Here is a 19,804-nt window from a genome sequence, read left to right on the forward strand (position 1 = left end):
AATATACAGGAGAAATAAAATGGATTTTACAAGGTTTTATGATGAACAGTTTGAACTAATAAAAAAATTAGATTTGAATTTCACAAGAAGTGTTTATGAATTACTGGATATAAAGAATAATAAACTAATTGCATTATTAGGGCAAAGAGGTGTTGGAAAAAGCACAATGTTGCTTCAGAAATTAAAAGAGCTAAATAATAACAATGCGTTATATATTTCAGTGGACAATCCATATTTTGCAAATGTAAATTTATATGAATTTGCTAAAAAATTTGAACAATACGGTGGAGAATTTTTATTTATAGATGAAATACATAAATACAAAGATATAGGTTCACATCTAAAAGCGATTTATGATATGACAAATTTAAAAGTTATAGTGTCTGGTTCTTCACTTTTACAAATTTACAAAGAAGCCGATTTAAGTAGAAGAATGTACGAAATAAGAGTTCCTGTAATGTCTTTTAGGGAATTTTTAGAAGTAAAAGGTTATACTTTCAATAATTACTCTTTTGAAGAAATAATTGAGAATCATATAAGTATAGCAAAAGAAATAGCTTCTAAAATAAGACCTCTAAAATATTTCCAAGAATATCTTGAATATGGTTGCTATCCGTTTTTTTTAGAAGGGATAAGCTCTTATAAACAGAAACTATTGAATATAGTTAATTACATTCTTGAAGTAGATTTACCTTATACATCAAATATTTCGTACTCAAATATAGATAAGCTGAAAAGACTACTCTATCTGATCTCCATTTCTGTTCCATTTACTCCAAATATCAATGAGTTATCTCAAAGAACAGAAATTTCAAGACCATCTTTATTGGAGTATCTTTATTTGCTTGAAAAAAGTGAGATATTGATTAATCTACATTTCAAATCAAGAGGTATTTCAAAACTTCAAAAACCGGATAAAATTTATATAAACAATACAAATTTAGTTAAAGCAATTGCAGAAAATTCAAATATCGGAAATGAAAGGGAGACATTTTTTGTAAATCAGATAAAAAGTTATTTTTTAAATAAAAAGAGTTTTTTTGATGAAGATATAATTTTATCAAAACAAGGTGATTTTGTAGTAAAAGATTTTGTTTTCGAAATAGGGGGTAAAAATAAAACAAAAAAACAGATAAAAGAGATTCAAAATGCTTTTATTGTAAAAGATGATATTGAAATTGGAGATAATATTTCTATTCCTCTTTGGCTTTTTGGGTTTTTGTATTGAATAGTGTTAAAACGTTGAAACGTTGGAACGATGGAAAGTAAGAACGTTGGAACGTGTGAACGTTTGAAAGTTGAGAAGTAAATCGTGATTCGGGAATTGGTTATCGTTTCTCTTAATTTGGTTTTCGAATGTTAGAGTGATTCTTATGAAAAACCGAGGCGTTTTTGCATGTATATTGACTTTGAAAGATATATAAAAAAATGTTGATTATAGAGTTATAAGGATATATAGTACTATAAAGAGTATTTTTTAGAGGGTGATTATGATAATTACAGCAAATGAACTTAAAAGAAGAGGCGTTAGCCTGATAGATAGTTTGATAAAGAAATTTGATGAGGTTATAATCAGTGTTAGAGGTAAGCAAAAATATGTAGTACTTGATATTGACCGGTATGAAAAACTAAGAAATAGTGAAATAGAGATAGCTTATCTTAATGTGGTGAAGGATCTTGAGAATAATAGATACCATACGGATATTGAGAGTTATATAAAAAATATATCAAAATAATAAACGTACGAAATAATCTTTACAGAATCATATGAGAAAAGAGCATCTAAATTTTTTAAGAAACATCCTGATTTGATTCAGCTATATAAGAAGATTTTGTACATTATGAAAAATAACCCATACCATCCTTCTTTGAGATTGCATAAACTCAAAAGAAGTCTTAAAAATTTATATTCGGTTTCTATTAATTTAGAATATAGAATAGTTTTGGATTTTGTTATTCAAAATAAAATCATTATACTTGTCGATATAGGTAAACATGATGTTGTTTATTAAAATGATTATGAAGTGAACTGTAGATTGTGATCTGTGGAACGTGTAAAAGTTAAAACGTTTCGGACAGTTTGTCAAATCATTAACATCTACAACTTTAAAACTTCTAAAACAAAATGTTAGAACGTTAAAACGTAAATCAGGAGGCGGGAAAAGTGTAAACATTGAAACGTGTGAATGTTAGAATGTTTTGGTCAACTAATCAAATCTATAGCTTCTAAAAACCGTTAGCTCCTTTACAACCTCTAAAACTTCTAAATTATCTAAATATAGTCTTCTTATGGAACTAATAGTATTACAATTAGTTCTATTGTAGAACTAAAATATTGATTTTTTCTAGAACAGGTTTTATTATAAAACTATGATCAATAATATAATAGATAGAGCTGAACTAACGTTAGAAAGATTAAAACTTTATCTCCCCGAGAGAAAGCGTCCTATTTATAATACTATAAAGATAGATGGGATAAGAGGTGCTCTTGTATATGGTTCAAGAGGAGTAGGTAAAACTACTTTTTTGATAGACAAAATAGCTAATTCTAACATTGATTTTTTATATATAAGTGCTGACAATCCATTGATCTCATCTTTGCCTTTATATGATATTGTGAGCGAAATATTTAAAAAAGGCTATGATGGGGTCGTTATTGATGAGATTCATCACGCAAACAGATGGAGTGAAAACCTAAAAGCACTTTATGATGATTATCCTGGTCGTTTTATATGGATTAGTGATAGTAGTAACTTGATTTTAAAAAGAAGTGTTGCAGATCTTTCAAGACGGTTTGTCCAATTTCGCATACCTTTTATGTCTTTTAGGGAATATCTTTATATTAAACATGATATTTTATTAGATGAAATAAATCCTTTTGATAATCTAAATAATATTCACTCAATAATAAAGGATATAAATATTCTTAAACTGTTTTCTGAATATATTAATGGTGGTATTAGACCTATATTTTTTGAAGGAGAGTACTGCAAAAGACTGCAAGGATTAATAGAAAAATCGATTTATTATGATATCCCTTTTTATGTCCCATCTATTCAAGATAATCACTTTAAAGTTATGAATGCAATTTTAGGTTATTTGCTAAATTCTCCTATTCCAAACATTAATATTTCTGGTATGTGTAGTGAGTGGGAATTAGGAAAAGAAAAATTGTATCAGTTGCTTTATGTTATGGAACATTCAGAATTAATTAATATAGTTAGAAAGGTTGGGAAAAGTAGGTATACAAAAGGTGCCAAAATTTTTCTTGCAGACCCATCAACTTATTATTGTTTTAAAGGAAATATAGGTAGTGTTAGAGAGGCTTTTGTGGTTATGTGTTTAAAAGAAAAATATGGAGTTTTTGCATGTAAAGATGAAAAAGAGTGTGATTTTGTAGTTGATGATATAAAGATTGAAGTAGGTGGTAAAAATAAGAAAAGGAAGAGTGCTGATTTTGTCGTTACTGATGAAGTGGATATCCCTGTTAAGGATAGGATACCTCTTTGGATGCTGGGGATGGTGTTTTGATGGGAGGGTGTTATAACGTTAAAAAGTTAAAACGTTAGAACGTATAAACGTTTAATGTTAATAATTGTAAATTATGGGTTTGAGGTGAAATAATGGATTTGATTGAAAAAATATATGAAGTTTTTGATAAAGAAAGAAAATTAGAAGAGGATAAAAAAATACTTAAGGATAAATATGATGAGCTTTTTAAAGAAAAAGTAAAAATAGCTTTTGAATTATATAGTGAGTTTATTAAAAATAATCCCATTTTTGATAAAAATGCTAAATATTATAAATTATATATCGATTCAGGATATTTTATTGTTGAAGAATTGATGTTTAATCACAAATTTAATGATTTTGTAGATTTTAAACACAAAAGTGAACATAGACAGCATATTCTGGTTAATCTACATTTAAATATAAAAGAAGATGAATATGAGAATGATAGTGTAATTATTGATGAAAAACAGTTTAATAGACTGGCTAAACAATATAAGGTAATAATAAGAGAGTAAAATGTGATGGCTCAGTTTAAAAGGTTTTGGTTAGAGTGAGAGTGAGTATAAGAAATTGAAACGTGAAAACGATAAAACGTTAGAAAGTTGAAAAGTTAGAAAGTTGGAATATTGAAACGTTAGAACGTTAAACGTTGAACCTTGAACATAGAACATAGTTTATTATTTGACAGAAGGAGTAATTTTAGTATAACAGATTAAACTAATATTACTAAGTTTAGATTAGTGGAGTATACTAATGAGCAGCTTGCTTGAAATAGCTATTAATCTTACTGTGAATAAGCTAAAACAGCAGATTCCAAATTATAAGCGATTTTTATTTAATGACATAAAAAAGAGTGATTCTAAAATTATCGGTATTTATGGTGCAAGGGGGGTAGGTAAAACGACACTTATGTTACAGCTTCTAAGAGACTTGAATTTGCCTTTGCGTGAGACTGTTTATATTTCCTGTGATCATCCTGTATTTTCAGATGTTTCTTTGTTTGATTTTCTTGAGGAGTTTAGTAAGAAAGGGGGGAAAATTGCATTTATTGATGAAATTCACAAAGCACCAGAATTTCAAGCCCATCTCAAATCTGTTTATGATTTTTTAGATATAAAAGTTATTTTTTCAGGTTCTTCTGCTGTGCAGATAACAAATCCTGATTTTACTCGTAGGTTTTCTATGTACAGACTTCCTGCACTTTCATTAAGGGAATTTATTGAGTTAGAACTAAATATTTCATTGGAAAGTTATCATTTAGAAGAGATAATAAAAAACCACCAGGATATAGCTTTAAAGATTATAAAAGAGCTGGGTAATGAAAAAATCTTAAAACTTTTTGGTGATTATCTGGAATATGGGGTATATCCTTTTTATCTAGAAGATAAAAAGAAATTTAAAGATAGATTGTCTGATTCTATAAATGCCACTTTATACACAGATTTAGCAGAAATATATAATATTCATCCTGAAAAAATAGTAACATTAAAAAAATTGTTAACAACTATTGCTGTTTCAGAACCTTTAGAATTATCTGTTGAAAATATTGCGAGTCTGACAGGCATTACAAAAGCTACACTATATAAATATATAGATTATCTTTCTATGGCTGAACTTATAATGTTCATACAAAATGAAGCCAAACGTTTTAAGTCTATAAGAAAACCAGATAAACTGTATTTAGCAAATACCAATTTGTTAAATGCTTTATGTTTAAATGCTAAAAAAGGGACGGTGAGAGAAACGTTTTTTGCTTCAATGCTACGGTATATGCATTCTCTATACTATTCAAATAAAGTGGATTTCTTGATAGATGAAACATATCTCTTTGAAGTGGGCGGGAAAAATAAAGATTTTTCGCAAGTTAAGGATAATAAAAATAGTTACCTTGCAATTGATGATATTGAGATAGGTTTTGAGCGAAAAATACCTTTGTGGCTTTTTGGTTTTTTGTATTGAATAACGTTAGAACGTTAAAACGTTGAAACGTTGTAACGTAAATCGTGATTCGGGAAACGTGAAACGTAAATCGGGAAAAGTTAACCGTTGGATAGTTCAAAATTCTAAGTTTTAAGTGCTAAGTGCTAAGTTTTAAGTGTTAAGTGCTGCAACAGTTTTTGGTTGAAAATATCTTGCTATTACATGTTGTAATAGTAAGTTTGTTGCCTATTGACTCTCTATAAAACAAAGCTTATTTTATTAAGTAAAGAAATATGAAGGAGACTTGTTATGAGTATAGAAGTAATCGGAAAAATAAGTAGTAAAGGACAAATTACGATTCCAAAGAAAATTAGAGATTTACTTGGCACTGATATTATAAAGTTCAAAGTAGAAGACGATATAATTAAAATTGAACCTATTGAAGATGTAGCTGGCTTACTTTCTAAATATGCCAAAAAAGGGGTATCTTTTGAGGAGGAAAGACAAACAGCATGGGAAAAGATAGGAGAAAAATATAGATGAAAAAAGTTATTTTTCTTGATACCAATGTTATTTTAAGATATTTATTGAAAGATAAACCTGAACAATTTAATGAAATTAAAGAAACTTTTTCATTGTTAAAAACAGGAAAAATTAAAGGTTACATTTTATCAGAAGTTTTACTGGAGACCTATTACGTATTAGTTAGCTTTTACAATGTTCCCAAAGAAGAAGCGTTAATTAGTTTAAAGAAACTATTGTTGTATAAAGGGTTTATTGGAAAAGAAAAGGAAATATTATTAAATGCAATTGATTATGTTTTAAATAACCCTAAAGTAGGTTTACTTGATTGGGTATTGTGCTTGAAATCCAAACAAAAAAATGGAGCTATTTTGACATTTGATAAAATATTAGCGAAAAATTGTAATAATAATTTATAAATTAAAAAAGTGTAAACGTTAGAACGTTGAAACGTGCAAACGTTAAAACGTGTGAAAGTTAAAACGTTAATACGTTAGAAAGTAAACCGTGATTCGGGGATCGGGAAACGGTGGAAGATTTTATTCTATAAAATTTGTGAGGTTGTTATGGATAAAAAAGGTAAATTTATAATAGTTTTTTTGTTGATGATAGGTGTTTTTGTTTATTCGGCTTATGTAAGGATTGATCAGTATAACAAGTGGAAAGAGCAAAGGAGTATTTATTTTGTAGAAAACTATCCTGCTATGACGACTCTTGATGCTTATTATTGGCTTAGATATGCTAAAGAGTATGATAATGGATTATATTATAAATCTGATAATGATACATTGAGATATTATCCAGATAGTCAACCTAAAAAAAGACCAGTACCATTTCTAAGTTTTTTGATAGCTAAGTTATCGAGTTTCACAAATAACAACTATTATTATGCAGGTCTTTTCTTAATTCCTATTTTAGCCTCACTTTTTATTATCCCTTTTTCACTTTATTTTTATTATGCTGGTTTCCCCTTTGGTGGGATTGTAGGTAGTTTTATTGGGACTTTTAGTTATATGTATTTTGTTAGAAGTTCAATGGGTAGAGTTGATACTGATTTGTTAAATATATTTTTCCCTACTTTAACATCTTTATTTATCTTTTTTGCAGCAAAATATGAAAATATTAAAAAGGTTTATTTTTATTCAGCTTTAAGTGGTCTTTCCATGCTATTTTTCTATTGGTGGTATTTTCACCCTGGCTTTACTTTAATATATTTTGGTGTTTTATTAGTTGTGTTATTTTTGGAAAAGAAACCAAAGGGATTAATTTTAAAAAGTGCAGGTTTGTTTATCCTTTTTAGTAATCCATTATACTTTTTTTATGGGATTTTTAATTTATTTGGATTTATAAAAAATTATTTCACCATATCTAAAGAGAATTTAATTGGTTTCCCAAATATTTTACAGACGATAACTGAAGCTCAGCATAAGCCGATAAAAGAGGTTTTAGAGTACATCATAAATTCTCCATATTTATCTGTATTGGGATTAATAATATTTATTATTTTTGCTGCTTTAAAGTGGCGCAAATTTTTAGCTATAGCTCCACTATTTTTACTTGGTTTACTTGCTTTTAAGAGCTCAAATAGATTTGTAATGTTTTTAGCCCCTTTTGCTGGTGCTGGCATTGGGATGATAATAGATTATGTGGTGGAGTATGTTGAGAAAAATTTTAAAAAGATGAAGCCATTAAATATATATTTGGTTACTATTGCAGTTGTTGTACTACTATGTGTGGGACTTGGTAAGCTTACAGCAAAGGAATATGTGCCAAAGCCTTCAATAAATCCAGGGATAATAAAATCTTTTATTGAGATGAATAAGAAACTTGAAAAAGGTGCAATTTGGTCATGGTGGGATTATGGATATGCTATTGAGGATATTGTAGGATTCCCTGTTTATCATGATGGTGGCTCACAAGGCTCACCAAAAACTTATTTTATTGCAAAAAGTTTGATTACTGATAAGCAGAGTAAGCTTTATAGATATATTTCCTATTTTGATAATAACGGCATGAATGAGATTAAAGAGATGATTGAGGACAATAAATCCGCTCTAGATATTGTCAAGTATGTGGATAGCTATAAGGGGCTACCAAAAGGTAATAATTATGTATTATTTACTATGGATATGATTTCAAAATTTCCTGCATACAATTTTATTGGATCTTATAATTTTAATACTAAAACATCGCAAAAAGTGGTAGTTGCTCCTTTGAGATGTCAAAAGGTTGAAAAGGGTGTTTTCTATTGTGAAGGTAATAAAATTGATACAAACAGCGGTGTGATTAATGGTAAGATACCTATGAAACGGTTTGATATTTCAAAAGATGGTGGGCTTGTTTCATCTAAAAATTATCCTTATGAGAGAGGGTACAATGCTGAACTAATATTAAAAGGGAACACAATTTTTTATCTTATTTTATGTGATGATAATTTTTACAATTCAAATTTCAATCAGATGTATTTGCTTGGTAAATACGATAAAAATTTATATGATGAGGTTTATAATAATTTCCCTTTTGCAAGGGTGTTTAAAGTTAAAAAATAGATACTACTAAATAGAGCTAAATTATAAAGCAATAAGTTGTTTTTAAAAAAAAGTTAAAATTATTCAAGAGGTAGTCAAATTATTACTGTTTGGTTCCTCTTTAAAACTCTTTACAAATTCAATAAAGAAAATCAAAAATATTGATAAAAATAAGCCTGTAACAAAAGCAACAGCAATAATTAAATTTTTCTTTGGCTTATAAGGGTTGTTTTTCTGATAGATTCTTCCTAGTATATTAGTTTTAGTAAAGTTTACAGGAGATAATTTGTATTCTAAGTCAATGATATTTAACTTTATGTTTTTAATTTGGTTTTGATAAGAATTAATGGTATTTAATAATACTTGATATATAGCAGCATCTTTTACAGACTTTAATTGTTTATTTAACTCTGCAATTTGTTGTTCAAGTTCTCTTTGTGTTTTATTAAGCAAACTAATTTTTTCTTTTATGTTCTTTGTATAAGTATTTATTTTAGTATCTTCAATATCATTCAAAGTTTTTATAATTTTTTCTAAATAAGTGTTTGCACTTTTATTAGAGTAGTCCATAATCTTGACATTTAAAATATCGTTAGCTTTTTTGATTATGGATACATCAACTTGAGGGTACTTTATGTCTTCAGATTTCGAATTGTCAAATTTATTTTTTATTAATTCTACGGTAGCTTTTGGTTCTAATAAATAAATTTTATTATTATTATTATTTATTACTGGTTTTATATATCCCATTTCTAGGCTAGCTTCTATTTGAAAAATTGGTTTTTTTATTGAAACATATATAAAAGCAAGTAGTGTAATTAGTGTTGTAAATATTAAGATGAAATATTTATATCTTAATATAGTTTTAATTAAATCTCTAAGGTCAATTTCATCATCCTCATATGGTTGAATGGGTACATATTGAATTGGTATAATTTGCTGATTGTTTTTTTCTTCCATGTTTTCCCTTAATTTTTCGTTTTTTTGTTATATAGCAAATAAGTTGATAAATTTCAATAATTTGTTAAATATTTTAAATACACTACATTTTACAAAAGTTTTACAAAAAAGTGGAAAGTTTATAACATCTCTAGAGTAGAAAGGCACCATGAATATTTGGAGGTGCTTAATGTACAAAAAAATTAGTATTTTGGTTTTAGGATTTATGTTTCTGGTTTCTTTTTCAATATTTGCAAAACAAAAGATAATTAATGGTGCAGGGGCCACTTTCCCTTATCCAGTCTATAGTGCTTGGGCGTATAAGTATTATAAAGAAACAGGTGTAAGACTTAATTATCAATCAATTGGATCTGGTGGTGGTGTTAGACAGATCAAAAACAGGACTGTGGATTTTGGTGCAAGTGATGCTCCTTTAACACCTGAAAAATTAAACGAGTATAAATTGTATCAGTTTCCTGCGATTATCGGTGGTGTTGTACCTGTTGTAAATATTAAAGGGTTAAAAGCTGGTGAGTTCAAGCTTACAAAGGGGATTCTTGCAAATATTTTTCTTGGGAAAATAACCAAATGGAATGACCCAGAAATTTCAAAAGTAAACCCCGGTGTAAAATTACCTGATGCTAAAATTACCGTTGTTCACAGATCTGATGGATCAGGGACTACTGCAATTTTTACAAAATATTTAGCAGCAATTTCAGATGAATGGAAAAACAAAGTGGGTACTGGTAAATCTGTAAATTGGCCTGTTGGTATTGGCGGTAAGGGTAATGAAGGTGTAGCAAATTATGTAAAAAGGGTAAAAAACTCTATAGGTTATGTTGAGTTTGCTTATGCTAAAAATAACAAGCTAACCTATGTGTTGCTTGAAAATAAAGAAGGTAATTTCGTTGCACCATCATTTGATGCTTTCAAAGCTGCAGCAGCATTTGCAAACTGGGACAAAAAGAAAGGCTATTATCTCTGGCTTGTAAATGCTCCTGGTAAGGATTCTTGGCCAATAGCAGGTGCTTCTTTTATCTTGCTTGCTAAAGAACAAGTGGAATCAAATAAGAGAGTTGTCAAATTTTATGATTGGGCATTTAAAAATGGTGATGAGATAGCAGAAAAACTTTTATATGTTCCTTTGCCTAAGAATTTAAAGGACAATATAAGAAATTACTGGAGGGAATTAGGAATCTATTAAGCTGATAATTTGAGATTGCTTCGCTGGCGCTCGCAATGACCTGTTTCTCAGGCATCGCGAGGCAAAGTAAGTTGCCGAAGCAATCTCATGTAAATTTCAGTAAGTTAGACCATTGTGTAGCAATATTAAAATGTTAGAAGTTGTTAATAAATCAAAAGTTAAGATACACTTCAAAAAGGTGTATGACAAGTTGTCATACACCTTTTTTTATTTTCAAAATTATTTTACAAAAATTTTACAAAAATTTAATTCTTCTTTGATAAATAACTTCTAAAAGTCCTAATAGTATGAGATGTATTAGATTGCTTCGCTTACGCTCGCAATGACAGTTTGGCAGTCATAGCGAGGTAGTGTAAGCTGACGAGGCGATTTCAAATAAGACGTTAAAGCTGGAGATTGCTTCGCTAACGTTTGCAATGACGGAGAATGGTCATTGCGAGGATGTGTAAGCTGATGAAGCGATCTCAAGTAGGGCGTTGAAGCAGGAGATTGCTTCACTTCGTTCGCAATGACAAAAGTGGTCATTGCGAGGAGCTAGAGCGACGAAGAAATCTGGAAACGTAAGTAAATACTACTGTGTAAGATACTTAATATGTAAAAAGGAGTTGTATGGCTAAAAACCGTGATAAGTTTATTGATAACTTTTTTAAATGGATAACTTTTGCTGGGATAGTTAGTGTTCTATTAATTGTTTCAGGTATTTTTATTTCGTTAGTTTTTGAGTCAAAGGATGCTATCGCAAAATTTGGTGTCATAAAATTTTTGACCACAAAAACCTGGGATCCGGTGGCAGAGATTTTTGGTTCAGCTACAATGCTCACGGGTACGGTGGTGGTTACTGTTTTGGCGCTGATTTTTGCAATACCTGTTGCAATTGGGATAGCAATCTTTATTGTGGAGCTTTGCCCTCAGTTTTTAAAAGGGGGTTTTGGCACAACAATTGAGATGCTTGCCTCAATACCAAGTATAATTTATGGGATGTGGGGGTTGTTTACAATTGCTCCTATCATGGGTAATTATATTGAGCCCTTTTTGCAGAAGTATTTATCACCAATACCTTTACTTGGAAAGCTGTTTTCTGGAACTCCGCTTGGGATAGATATTTTATCAGCAAGTTTGGTTCTTAGTATTATGCTGATACCTTTTATAGCAAGTATTACAAGGGACACATTAAACCTCACCCCTTTAGTTTTAAAGGAGTCTGCATACGGTATGGGTGCTACTAAGTGGGAAGTTATAAGGGATGTAATGCTCCCACATTCAAAATTTGGTATTTATGGTAGTATTGTTATAGCACTTGGTAGAGCTCTTGGTGAAACAATGGCTGTGGCTTTTGTTTTAGGAAATAATCATAAAATACCTTCTTCTCTGTTTGATGCTGCTGCTACAATAACAGTTACTCTGGCAAATGAATTTACTGAAGCGGATTCTGATATCTATCTTTCATCACTGTTTTATCTTGCTTTGATCTTGTTTGTTTCAAGTTTTATTATTTTGGCCTTTGCAAAATATATGCTGAGGAGAGCAAGTGAAAAATAATATTAGAAGAAGAAAAATTATAAATGCATTTGCACTTTCTGTCGCAATGTTTTGTGCTTTACTTGGTTTGTTTTGGTTGGTTTTTATCCTTTTTGATATTTTAAAGGAAGGGATAAGTTATATTACGCCAGATTTATTTTTAGAAGATCCAGCTCCTCCTGGTATAGAAGGGGGTGGGCTTAGAAATGCTTTTATTGGTCAAATTCTTATAATTATTGTAGCTACAATAATTGGTGTACCTCTTGGTATATTAGGTGGGACTTATCTTGCTGAATACGGTAAGAATAGTAGAATTGCAAAATTTGTCAGTACATTAGCTGATATTATGATCAGTGTGCCTGCTATTGTTGTGGGTACGTTTGTTTATGCTGTGATGGTAAGACCTCTTGGTCATTTTAGCGGTTGGGCAGGTGGTGTTTCGCTGGCGATTATTATGCTCCCCATTGTTGTTAGGACTACAGAAGATATGTTGAGATTGATACCTGATGAGCTTAGAGAGGCGGCATTTGCGCTTGGAGCACCATATTATAAAGTGATTATGAATGTTGTGTATAAAGGTGCTGCAACGGGTATTTTAACTGGTGTGATTTTGGCAATTGCAAGAGTAGCTGGTGAAGCTGCACCTTTGCTATTTACATCGTTTAATAATTCATTTTTTACAATGAATTTGAATGAGCCTACACCATCTTTAACTGTAACAATTTTCCAATATGCAATGGGACCCTATGAAGATTGGCATCAAAAGGCATGGGCTGCGTCATTTATAATAACTTTTACGATTTTAATAGTGACGATTATTGCAAGATTACTAATTAAATGGAGATACAAAAAATGAGTGAAGTGATATTTGAAGTAAGAAATTTAAGTTTTTATTATGGTGAAAATAAGGTTTTAAAAGATATTTCGCTTGATATCTATAAGAAAAAAGTAACGGCACTGATTGGCCCTTCTGGATGTGGGAAAACCACTTTTTTAAGATGCTTTAATAGGATGCATGACCTCTATCATTTAAACAAGTATGAAGGTGAAATCCTTTTTCATGGAGAAAATATTTTAACAGATAAGATTGATATCATTGAGTTAAGAAGTAGAATTGGGATGGTATTTCAAAAACCAACCCCTTTCCCAATGAGTATTTTTGATAATGTAGCTTATGGACTGAGACTAAAAGGTATAAAAAATAAATCTGAGTTGCAAGATAGAGTGGAAAAGGCACTTAAGGATGCTGCACTTTGGGATGAGGTAAAAGATAGATTAAATGATACTGCAAGTGGTTTATCTGGTGGACAGCAGCAGAGATTGTGTATTGCAAGGGCGTTGGCTGTGGAGCCTGAAGTTATATTGTTTGATGAGCCTACAAGCGCGCTCGATCCTGTGGCTACAGGTAGGATAGAAGATCTTGTCCATTCTTTAAGAGATATTGTAACTATTATTATAGTTACCCATAATATGCAGCAGGCAGCAAGAGTTTCTGATTACACAGCTTTTATGTATCTGGGTGAGCTTATAGAGTATGATGAAACAACCACACTATTTACAAGGCCTAATAAAAAGATGACAGAAGATTATATTACAGGAAGATTTGGTTAAAAATAGCTTTGTTTGTTGAATTATTTTGAAAGTGCTATTATTATGCTTATTAGAAACTGTTTTTATGGATGAAGGAGGTAAGTATGGAGCAAAAAAGCAATAAAAGTAAATTTATCATGAAAGCACTTATTGGGTTTGGTCTTTTATCACTTTATATAATTTTTTGTGCAAATTTATCTATAGGTAAAGCGGAAGAAGAGGCTTTAAAGAAGGATAAAGAGGTTTGTGAAAATAGTTTTAAGATGGATATATTAGATGATTATACAAACTTAAGAAAGCAATTGGAAAGTGATGGGAAAATCACTCAATCTGAATTTGTCGTTTTAAAAATGAAATTGGAAGAGTGCTATAAGGATGAAATTTAATAAATAAGGGGTTTTATGAAAGCTTTAGAAGAAAGACTAATAAATATTAAAACAGGCATTGCAAAAATGTCCCAGATTGTTGTGGATATGGTGCATTATAATGTAAAAGCACTTGTGGAGAGGGATTCTAATCTTGCTCAAAAGGTAATTGATCTGGATGAAGATGTGGATCAACTTGATATAGAAATTGATGAACAGTGTTTAGAAATATTGGCGTTGTATAACCCAAAAGCGATAGATTTGAGAAGTATTGTGACTGCTTTGAGGTTGATTGTTGATTTGGAGAGAATTGGGGATCACAATGTTGATATTGCAAAAGAGATTATTAAGCTTAACCAGATCCCTCCTGTAAAACCTTATATTGATTTACCTAAAATGGCTGAAGCTTCAGCAGAAATGGTAAAAGACGCAATAAATGCATATTTTGAAAAAGATACGGAAAAATCGCTGGAGATAATAAAAAGGGATGATTTTATAGATGATTTACACCAACAGATTATTAGAGAGTTGCTTACATACATTGCAGAAGATATTAGGAAAACAAAGGGTGCTATCTCTTTGATGTTTATCACAAGGAGTATTGAAAGGATTGCTGATCACGCTACGAATTTGGCTGAATTGGTATATTTTATGGCAACCGGTAAAATAATTAGGCACATTCATATCGAAGATTTGTAATAATGGCGACTGTTCTTGTTATTGAAGATGAGGATTCTTTAAGAGAAATTATCTCGTTTAATTTAAAAAAGGCTGGTTTTAATTGTATAGAAGCAGCTGATGCAAATGATGCTTTGATTATCTTGGATCAGTTGTTACCAGATTTGATTTTGCTTGATTTAATGTTGCCTGGTTTAAAAGGGACACAGTTTTTAAAAATACTAAAAGATAGTGATAAGTTCAGTAAGATCCCTGTCATCATAATCTCTGCAAAAGATGAAGAAACAACTATTGTGGCCCATTTAGAATTGGGGGCAATCGATTATTTAACAAAACCTTTTAGTATAAAAGTGCTAATAGCCAAAGTTAATAAATTTTTAAGTTTAGGTAACACAGAATCTACAGATAATCTAAAATTTAAAAATATAGAAATTGATGAAAAAAGAGCAAAGGTTTTGGTAGATAATAAAGAAGTAAATCTTACTCACAAGGAGTTTTTGCTTTTAAAGCTTTTTATTCAGCATCCTGGTAGGGTATATACAAGAGATGAACTTTTGTCCCATATATGGGGTTATGATTCCGCGATGATGACCAGAACAGTGGATGCGCATATTTCATCTTTGCGAAAGAAACTGGGCAAGAGCGGAAATAAAATAAAAACTATCCCAAAGATTGGTTATAAGTTTGAATGATTAAAGCTGATATTTTAAGTGAAATTTTAGATAAAGTTAATGATGCTGTATTGGTTTTGGATAAAGACCGTAATTTGTTGTTTGCCAATAAAAGTGCTGTAAATTTGATTAAATTAAAGAATTTTGAATTTGGGAAAAATATATTTAATATTTTGTCAGATTTAGAGATTATTACACTTTTTAATAAAATTTTTGAAAAAGCAGAAGATAGTTTTGAAATTAAATTTAAGGATAGAGTCTTAAATATCAGAAAATATTTATTAAATGATATTTATAAGATTTTGATTATTTCTGATATCACAGCAAGTGTAAATTATAAAACTTTTAAAATGGAGCTTGTGGGAAATTTAACTCATGAGTTAAAAACCCCTATTGCGTTGATTATGAACTATGCAGAGACCCTTCTCTTAAATAAAGATTTGAATGATGAGAAAAAAGAGCAGTTTGTATCAAATATTTTCGAGTCTGCAAAACGATTAAATGATTTGGTGAGTGATATTATTTTGTTGCATAAGTTAGAAAACGAAAGTGGTAATTTTGTTGTTAAAGTTCCTGTTAAAATACAGGATATTGTTGGTGAGTTGAAATTAGCTTATGATAATGGAGATAAATCAGTACTTTTTGAGTATGATGATGTGGAAGTTTTCATAAATAAGACGCATTTTGTCAGTGTATTATCAAATTTGATAGATAATGCAATAAAATATTCAAATGGTAAAAATGTGCTCGTTAACATAAAAAAGGATAAGATAAAGGATTTTATAATTATTTCAGTTGATGATAAAGGTCCTGTTATACCAGATGATGAATTGGGTAGGATTTTTGAGAGATTTTATACAAGATCAAAGTCGAGAAACAAAGAAAAAGCTGGAACAGGTCTTGGTTTGTCAATAGTTAAACATATTTCTGCTCTTTATAATGGGTTTGTCCATGTTTATAAAAATAGATACGGTGGCAACTGCTTTGAAGTGATTTTGTCAGAAAAGAAATGATCTCCCTTTGTTATTGAAATATACTTTTGATGTGATAAAATAACCATATAATTTATATTTTATTTGAGGTGTTGGTTGTTTTTTATTAAACCTTTTAGAAATATTAATCGTCTTAGAGAAATTGTTTTTATAATTGCTAGTAACGGTTTTGGCAAATTTCTAGATGACATTTATCTTTCTTCGTTGATTGGTATTGGTAAAAAAATACTTACGTTTGGGAAATATAAAAAAACCTCAAAACTTCCTGTTGAAGTTAGGTTTAGGTTGATGTTAGAGGAGCTAGGCCCCACCTTTATAAAATTGGGGCAGATGTTGAGCACAAGAGACGATTTGCTCCCTGAGAAGTTTGTAAAGGAGTTGTCTAAATTACAGGATTCCGTAAAGGCTGAGCCGTTTGAGAAAATTAAAAAGAGATTAATCGAGCGATATGGAAATTTGGAAGACTATTTTTCTCATATTGATGAAACCCCTATTGCAGCAGCTTCTATTGCACAAGTTTATAAGACTGTAACTAGAGATGGTAAAGAGGTTGTTTTAAAGGTTAAAAGAGGTAATATCAAAGAGATAATCGATACAGACTTTGCAATAATTCTCTGGATGGCAAACCTTGCAGAGCAATATCTTCCTGAAGCAAAAGAGTTGAAAATTTCAGAATATTTAACCGAGTTTTATTCGCAAATTCAAAGAGAGTTGGATTTTGAGATTGAAGCAGCTTATATGAAAAAATTTAAAGATTATTTCGCAGATTTTGAAGATGTTATAATACCTGAAATTTATGATGATTTGTGTAGAGAAGATATAATTGTGATGAGTTATCACGCTGGCATACCGATAGATGAGGTTGAAAAATTACAAGAGAATGGCTTTGATACGAAAAAATTGGCAGTAATTGGGGTTGATTTTTATTTTAGACAAGTTTTTACATTTAGAATGTTTCATGGTGACCCTCATCCAGGTAATTTTCTTGTGGATAATGATGGAAAATTGGTTATTCTTGATTTTGGTATTATTGGCAAGATAGATAAGGCACTTTTATTGCATTTGAGTAGAGTTTTTAAATATCTGATAGAGTTTGATATAGAATCACTCGTTGATGAGTTTGTCTCATTTGGTGTGATTGACGAAGAAAATGATATTAGAGGGATTAAAAACGATCTTTTAGATGTTTTGCTGCCTGTGTATGGTAAAGAGCTTGATAAAATTAATTTTAAAAAGAGTTTTGAAAGAATTTTCAAGGTTGCAAGGAAGTACAGATTTTATTTCCCTAAGGATTATTTTTTGATAATGAAAACATTTGCATTCTTGGAGTCAACAGGTAAAAAGCTTTATCCAGATTTTAATATGCTTAAATATGCTAAAGAGTATGCTTATAAAATTGTAAAAGAGGAGTTTTCTTTTGGTCGCATCAAAGATGAAGGATTAAAATTTATAGAAGAATATATATATTTTTTTAAGAACTTCCCTGATGATTATAGAAAAATAGTTAAAAAGTTAGAAAATTCTGATTTGGGGATCAAAGTTATGATGGATAGTTTGGATGAATATATAAAACATCATGATAGAGCAACCAATAGGTTAGGTTTTAGTATTATGATATCTTTTACTATTTTGGCGAGTACTTTGCTTTTGATTGAAGATTATGGCCCAAAAATTTACGGTGTTTCTTTATTTGGTATTTTAGGTATTTTTGTGTCTGGTTTTATGGGGATTTTGCTTGCCATTGGTTATTTTAGGTCAGGAAGGTTTTAATGAGCACAAAGATATCTATTTTTGGCGGAGCAGGCGAAATTGGAATGAACATGTATCTATATGAAAGTGAATCTGTGGCCTTTTTAGTAGATTGTGGTGTAAAATTTGCGGATAATAGTTACCCTGGTATTGATATGATTATCCCTGATTGGGATTACCTAAAAAGTATAAAAGATAAATTGAGAGCTATTATCTTGACTCATGGTCATGAAGATCACATTGGAGGTGTTCCTTACCTACTTGAAGACTTTGATTTAGAGGTTTATGGAGGAAATCTTACTATCAAACTGTTAGAATATAAATTTTATGAAAGAAAGATAAAAGTTTTGACAAATGTTGTAAAAGACAAAGATGTTATAAATGTAGGTGATTTTCAAATAGAGTTTGTAAGTGTTACTCATTCTATTCAAGATACCTTTGGACTTTTTATTACAAACAATGATTTAAAGCTTTTGCATATATCAGATTATAAGATGGATCAGGCTCCAGTAAATGGAAAGCCTTTTGATGTCCACAGATTTATGGAGATAGGGAAAAAAGGGGTTACGGCTTTATTGAGCGATTCCACAAATGTAGTTAATGATGGTCTGACTCCATCTGAATCATCCATTTATAATGATCTTTTAGATGTTTTTTTGCAAGCTAATGGAAGGGTTTTCTTTACTACATTTTCTTCAAATCTGGACAGAATTAAACAGGTTGTGGAGATATGTGAGCAGATAGGTAGAAAAATAGTTGTGGATGGTTCTTCTGTGACAAAGAGTGTAAAAATTGGTAGAGAACTTGGTTTATTGAATATTAAACAGGATACTTTAATCAGCTTACAAGAGGCGAAAAAGCTTGATGATGATAAAGTTTGTTTTATTATATCAGGTTGTCAGGGTGAAGTAAATTCCACACTCTATAAGATAGCATCCAATGAAAGAAAGATGTTGAAAGCAAAAGAAGGGGATCTCTTTATTATTTCTGCTAGAGTAATCCCAGGGAATGAACTCAATTTGAATAATACTATAAATAAACTTTATTACTATGGGGCTAAAGTTGTTGATATAGAGGAAAAGAAGATTCATGTGTCAGGTCATGCATCAAAAGAGGAAGCTAAATTGATGCTTAATTTTATCAGGCCTAAGTATTTAATCCCTATTCATGGGGAGTATCGACATTTGAAAACACATATTGAGCTTTTAAAAGAAGTAAATTATGATGTTGAAACGGAAGGTATTTTTGCTGAAGATGGAGAAATATTGGTTTTTGAAGGTGAAAAACTTGTTGGACAAGACAATTTTGAAAGTAAAAGGAAATATATAGATGCAAGAGGTGAGTTTGTTTTAACAGAAGAGGATTTGAAACTTAAAAAAAATCTTGCAAGAGATGGTATTGTAATAATTCAGGACTTTGGAAAAGAATTTAGTTTAGAAACGGTGGGTTTTACGTTGAATAAGGAGGATGAAAATAGATTGCGTTATTTTATTGATGAAAATATGGGTGTGGTAGATTTAAGTAGAGATGAGTTGTTGGTTAATATTGTGAGAAGATTTTTTAAGAAAAGATTTGATAAAAGACCAGTTGTTAAGTATTTAATATAATGAAAGGG

At 30.2% G+C, this 19,804-nt stretch carries 20 protein-coding genes; 19 read left to right on the forward strand and 1 reads right to left on the reverse strand.

Features of this window, described 5'->3' with window-relative positions; genetic code table 11:
* Window positions 1–19: 19 nt before the first annotated feature.
* From DEFDS_RS01950 to DEFDS_RS01985, 9 genes are all read left to right on the forward strand, one after another.
* On the forward strand, window positions 20–1,228 hold the full coding sequence (locus DEFDS_RS01950) for an ATP-binding protein (RefSeq protein ID WP_013007131.1): 1,209 nt from the start codon (window positions 20–22) through the stop codon (window positions 1,226–1,228).
* Window positions 1,229–1,490: 262 nt separating this feature from the next.
* Window positions 1,491–1,736, forward strand: coding sequence for a type II toxin-antitoxin system prevent-host-death family antitoxin (locus tag DEFDS_RS01955; RefSeq protein ID WP_013007132.1), 246 nt, complete (start codon window positions 1,491–1,493; stop codon window positions 1,734–1,736).
* Window positions 1,737–1,841: 105 nt separating this feature from the next.
* Complete coding sequence (locus tag DEFDS_RS13200) at window positions 1,842–2,012, forward strand: type II toxin-antitoxin system RelE/ParE family toxin (protein WP_231841026.1); 171 nt, start codon at window positions 1,842–1,844, stop codon at window positions 2,010–2,012.
* Window positions 2,013–2,370: 358 nt separating this feature from the next.
* On the forward strand, window positions 2,371–3,531 hold the full coding sequence (locus DEFDS_RS01960) for an ATP-binding protein (protein ID WP_013007134.1): 1,161 nt from the start codon (window positions 2,371–2,373) through the stop codon (window positions 3,529–3,531).
* 92 nt (window positions 3,532–3,623) lie between these two features.
* Window positions 3,624–4,028, forward strand: coding sequence for a hypothetical protein (locus DEFDS_RS01965; protein ID WP_013007135.1), 405 nt, complete (start codon window positions 3,624–3,626; stop codon window positions 4,026–4,028).
* Between the two features lie 238 nt (window positions 4,029–4,266).
* Window positions 4,267–5,472, forward strand: coding sequence for an ATP-binding protein (locus DEFDS_RS01970; RefSeq protein WP_013007136.1), 1,206 nt, complete (start codon window positions 4,267–4,269; stop codon window positions 5,470–5,472).
* Window positions 5,473–5,742: 270 nt separating this feature from the next.
* Window positions 5,743–5,976, forward strand: coding sequence for an AbrB/MazE/SpoVT family DNA-binding domain-containing protein (locus DEFDS_RS01975; RefSeq protein ID WP_013007137.1), 234 nt, complete (start codon window positions 5,743–5,745; stop codon window positions 5,974–5,976).
* Window positions 5,973–6,374: a PIN domain-containing protein gene (locus DEFDS_RS01980; protein ID WP_013007138.1), complete on the forward strand. Its 402-nt coding sequence runs from the start codon at window positions 5,973–5,975 to the stop codon at window positions 6,372–6,374. Before DEFDS_RS01975 ends, DEFDS_RS01980 begins: the two co-directional genes overlap by 4 nt.
* A gap of 147 nt (window positions 6,375–6,521) precedes the next feature.
* Window positions 6,522–8,504 (forward strand): STT3 domain-containing protein, encoded by a 1,983-nt coding sequence (locus tag DEFDS_RS01985; RefSeq protein WP_013007139.1) that lies wholly within the window; start codon window positions 6,522–6,524, stop codon window positions 8,502–8,504.
* A gap of 63 nt (window positions 8,505–8,567) precedes the next feature.
* Here the strand turns inward: DEFDS_RS01985 and DEFDS_RS01990 are convergent, their stop codons facing one another.
* A complete protein-coding gene (locus DEFDS_RS01990; protein WP_013007140.1) occupies window positions 8,568–9,443 on the reverse strand; it encodes a Wzz/FepE/Etk N-terminal domain-containing protein in 876 nt (291 codons plus the stop codon).
* A gap of 169 nt (window positions 9,444–9,612) precedes the next feature.
* Between DEFDS_RS01990 and pstS the strand changes: the two genes are divergently transcribed.
* The 10 genes from pstS to DEFDS_RS02040 all read left to right on the forward strand — a co-directional run bounded on the left by pstS (window position 9,613) and on the right by DEFDS_RS02040 (window position 19,796).
* The gene (pstS, locus tag DEFDS_RS01995) at window positions 9,613–10,626 is read left to right on the forward strand and encodes a phosphate ABC transporter substrate-binding protein PstS (RefSeq protein ID WP_050742500.1); all 1,014 of its coding nucleotides are present in this window, start codon (window positions 9,613–9,615) and stop codon (window positions 10,624–10,626) included.
* A gap of 609 nt (window positions 10,627–11,235) precedes the next feature.
* The gene (pstC, locus tag DEFDS_RS02000) at window positions 11,236–12,165 is read left to right on the forward strand and encodes a phosphate ABC transporter permease subunit PstC (protein ID WP_013007142.1); all 930 of its coding nucleotides are present in this window, start codon (window positions 11,236–11,238) and stop codon (window positions 12,163–12,165) included.
* On the forward strand, window positions 12,155–13,000 hold the full coding sequence (gene pstA / locus DEFDS_RS02005) for a phosphate ABC transporter permease PstA (RefSeq protein WP_013007143.1): 846 nt from the start codon (window positions 12,155–12,157) through the stop codon (window positions 12,998–13,000). The genes pstC and pstA overlap by 11 nt, the downstream gene beginning before the upstream one ends.
* A complete protein-coding gene (pstB, locus tag DEFDS_RS02010) occupies window positions 12,997–13,755 on the forward strand; it encodes a phosphate ABC transporter ATP-binding protein PstB (protein WP_013007144.1) in 759 nt (252 codons plus the stop codon). Before pstA ends, pstB begins: the two co-directional genes overlap by 4 nt.
* Window positions 13,756–13,838: 83 nt before the next feature.
* A complete protein-coding gene (locus tag DEFDS_RS02015; RefSeq protein WP_013007145.1) occupies window positions 13,839–14,120 on the forward strand; it encodes a hypothetical protein in 282 nt (93 codons plus the stop codon).
* 15 nt (window positions 14,121–14,135) lie between these two features.
* Complete coding sequence (gene phoU, locus DEFDS_RS02020; RefSeq protein ID WP_013007146.1) at window positions 14,136–14,798, forward strand: phosphate signaling complex protein PhoU; 663 nt, start codon at window positions 14,136–14,138, stop codon at window positions 14,796–14,798.
* 2 nt (window positions 14,799–14,800) lie between these two features.
* The gene (locus DEFDS_RS02025; RefSeq protein ID WP_013007147.1) at window positions 14,801–15,469 is read left to right on the forward strand and encodes a response regulator transcription factor; all 669 of its coding nucleotides are present in this window, start codon (window positions 14,801–14,803) and stop codon (window positions 15,467–15,469) included.
* Entirely contained in the window at window positions 15,466–16,461 is a 996-nt protein-coding gene (locus tag DEFDS_RS02030) for a sensor histidine kinase (RefSeq protein WP_013007148.1), read from the forward strand. The genes DEFDS_RS02025 and DEFDS_RS02030 overlap by 4 nt, the downstream gene beginning before the upstream one ends.
* Before the next feature lie 75 nt (window positions 16,462–16,536).
* Window positions 16,537–18,210: an ABC1 kinase family protein gene (locus DEFDS_RS02035; protein ID WP_013007149.1), complete on the forward strand. Its 1,674-nt coding sequence runs from the start codon at window positions 16,537–16,539 to the stop codon at window positions 18,208–18,210.
* Window positions 18,210–19,796: a ribonuclease J gene (locus DEFDS_RS02040; RefSeq protein WP_013007150.1), complete on the forward strand. Its 1,587-nt coding sequence runs from the start codon at window positions 18,210–18,212 to the stop codon at window positions 19,794–19,796. Before DEFDS_RS02035 ends, DEFDS_RS02040 begins: the two co-directional genes overlap by 1 nt.
* The last annotated feature ends 8 nt before the right edge of the window (window positions 19,797–19,804 follow it).

The organism is Deferribacter desulfuricans SSM1, from assembly GCF_000010985.1.
Taxonomy (GTDB): Bacteria; Chrysiogenota; Deferribacteres; order Deferribacterales; family Deferribacteraceae; genus Deferribacter; species Deferribacter desulfuricans.

What these genes read in the sequence shown, in the direction of transcription:
- DEFDS_RS01950 (WP_013007131.1), top strand. Translation starts at nt 20, where the DNA reads ATGGATTTTACAAGGTTTTATGATGAACAGTTTGAACTAATAAAAAAA.
- DEFDS_RS01955 (WP_013007132.1), top strand. Translation starts at nt 1,491, where the DNA reads ATGATAATTACAGCAAATGAACTTAAAAGAAGAGGCGTTAGCCTGATA.
- DEFDS_RS13200 (WP_231841026.1), top strand. Translation starts at nt 1,842, where the DNA reads ATGAAAAATAACCCATACCATCCTTCTTTGAGATTGCATAAACTCAAA.
- DEFDS_RS01960 (WP_013007134.1), top strand. Translation starts at nt 2,371, where the DNA reads ATGATCAATAATATAATAGATAGAGCTGAACTAACGTTAGAAAGATTA.
- DEFDS_RS01965 (WP_013007135.1), top strand. Translation starts at nt 3,624, where the DNA reads ATGGATTTGATTGAAAAAATATATGAAGTTTTTGATAAAGAAAGAAAA.
- DEFDS_RS01970 (WP_013007136.1), top strand. Translation starts at nt 4,267, where the DNA reads ATGAGCAGCTTGCTTGAAATAGCTATTAATCTTACTGTGAATAAGCTA.
- DEFDS_RS01975 (WP_013007137.1), top strand. Translation starts at nt 5,743, where the DNA reads ATGAGTATAGAAGTAATCGGAAAAATAAGTAGTAAAGGACAAATTACG.
- DEFDS_RS01980 (WP_013007138.1), top strand. Translation starts at nt 5,973, where the DNA reads ATGAAAAAAGTTATTTTTCTTGATACCAATGTTATTTTAAGATATTTA.
- DEFDS_RS01985 (WP_013007139.1), top strand. Translation starts at nt 6,522, where the DNA reads ATGGATAAAAAAGGTAAATTTATAATAGTTTTTTTGTTGATGATAGGT.
- DEFDS_RS01990 (WP_013007140.1), bottom strand. Translation starts at nt 9,443, where the DNA reads ATGGAAGAAAAAAACAATCAGCAAATTATACCAATTCAATATGTACCC.
- pstS (WP_050742500.1), top strand. Translation starts at nt 9,613, where the DNA reads ATGTACAAAAAAATTAGTATTTTGGTTTTAGGATTTATGTTTCTGGTT.
- pstC (WP_013007142.1), top strand. Translation starts at nt 11,236, where the DNA reads ATGGCTAAAAACCGTGATAAGTTTATTGATAACTTTTTTAAATGGATA.
- pstB (WP_013007144.1), top strand. Translation starts at nt 12,997, where the DNA reads ATGAGTGAAGTGATATTTGAAGTAAGAAATTTAAGTTTTTATTATGGT.
- DEFDS_RS02015 (WP_013007145.1), top strand. Translation starts at nt 13,839, where the DNA reads ATGGAGCAAAAAAGCAATAAAAGTAAATTTATCATGAAAGCACTTATT.
- phoU (WP_013007146.1), top strand. Translation starts at nt 14,136, where the DNA reads ATGAAAGCTTTAGAAGAAAGACTAATAAATATTAAAACAGGCATTGCA.
- DEFDS_RS02025 (WP_013007147.1), top strand. Translation starts at nt 14,801, where the DNA reads ATGGCGACTGTTCTTGTTATTGAAGATGAGGATTCTTTAAGAGAAATT.
- DEFDS_RS02030 (WP_013007148.1), top strand. Translation starts at nt 15,466, where the DNA reads ATGATTAAAGCTGATATTTTAAGTGAAATTTTAGATAAAGTTAATGAT.
- DEFDS_RS02040 (WP_013007150.1), top strand. Translation starts at nt 18,210, where the DNA reads ATGAGCACAAAGATATCTATTTTTGGCGGAGCAGGCGAAATTGGAATG.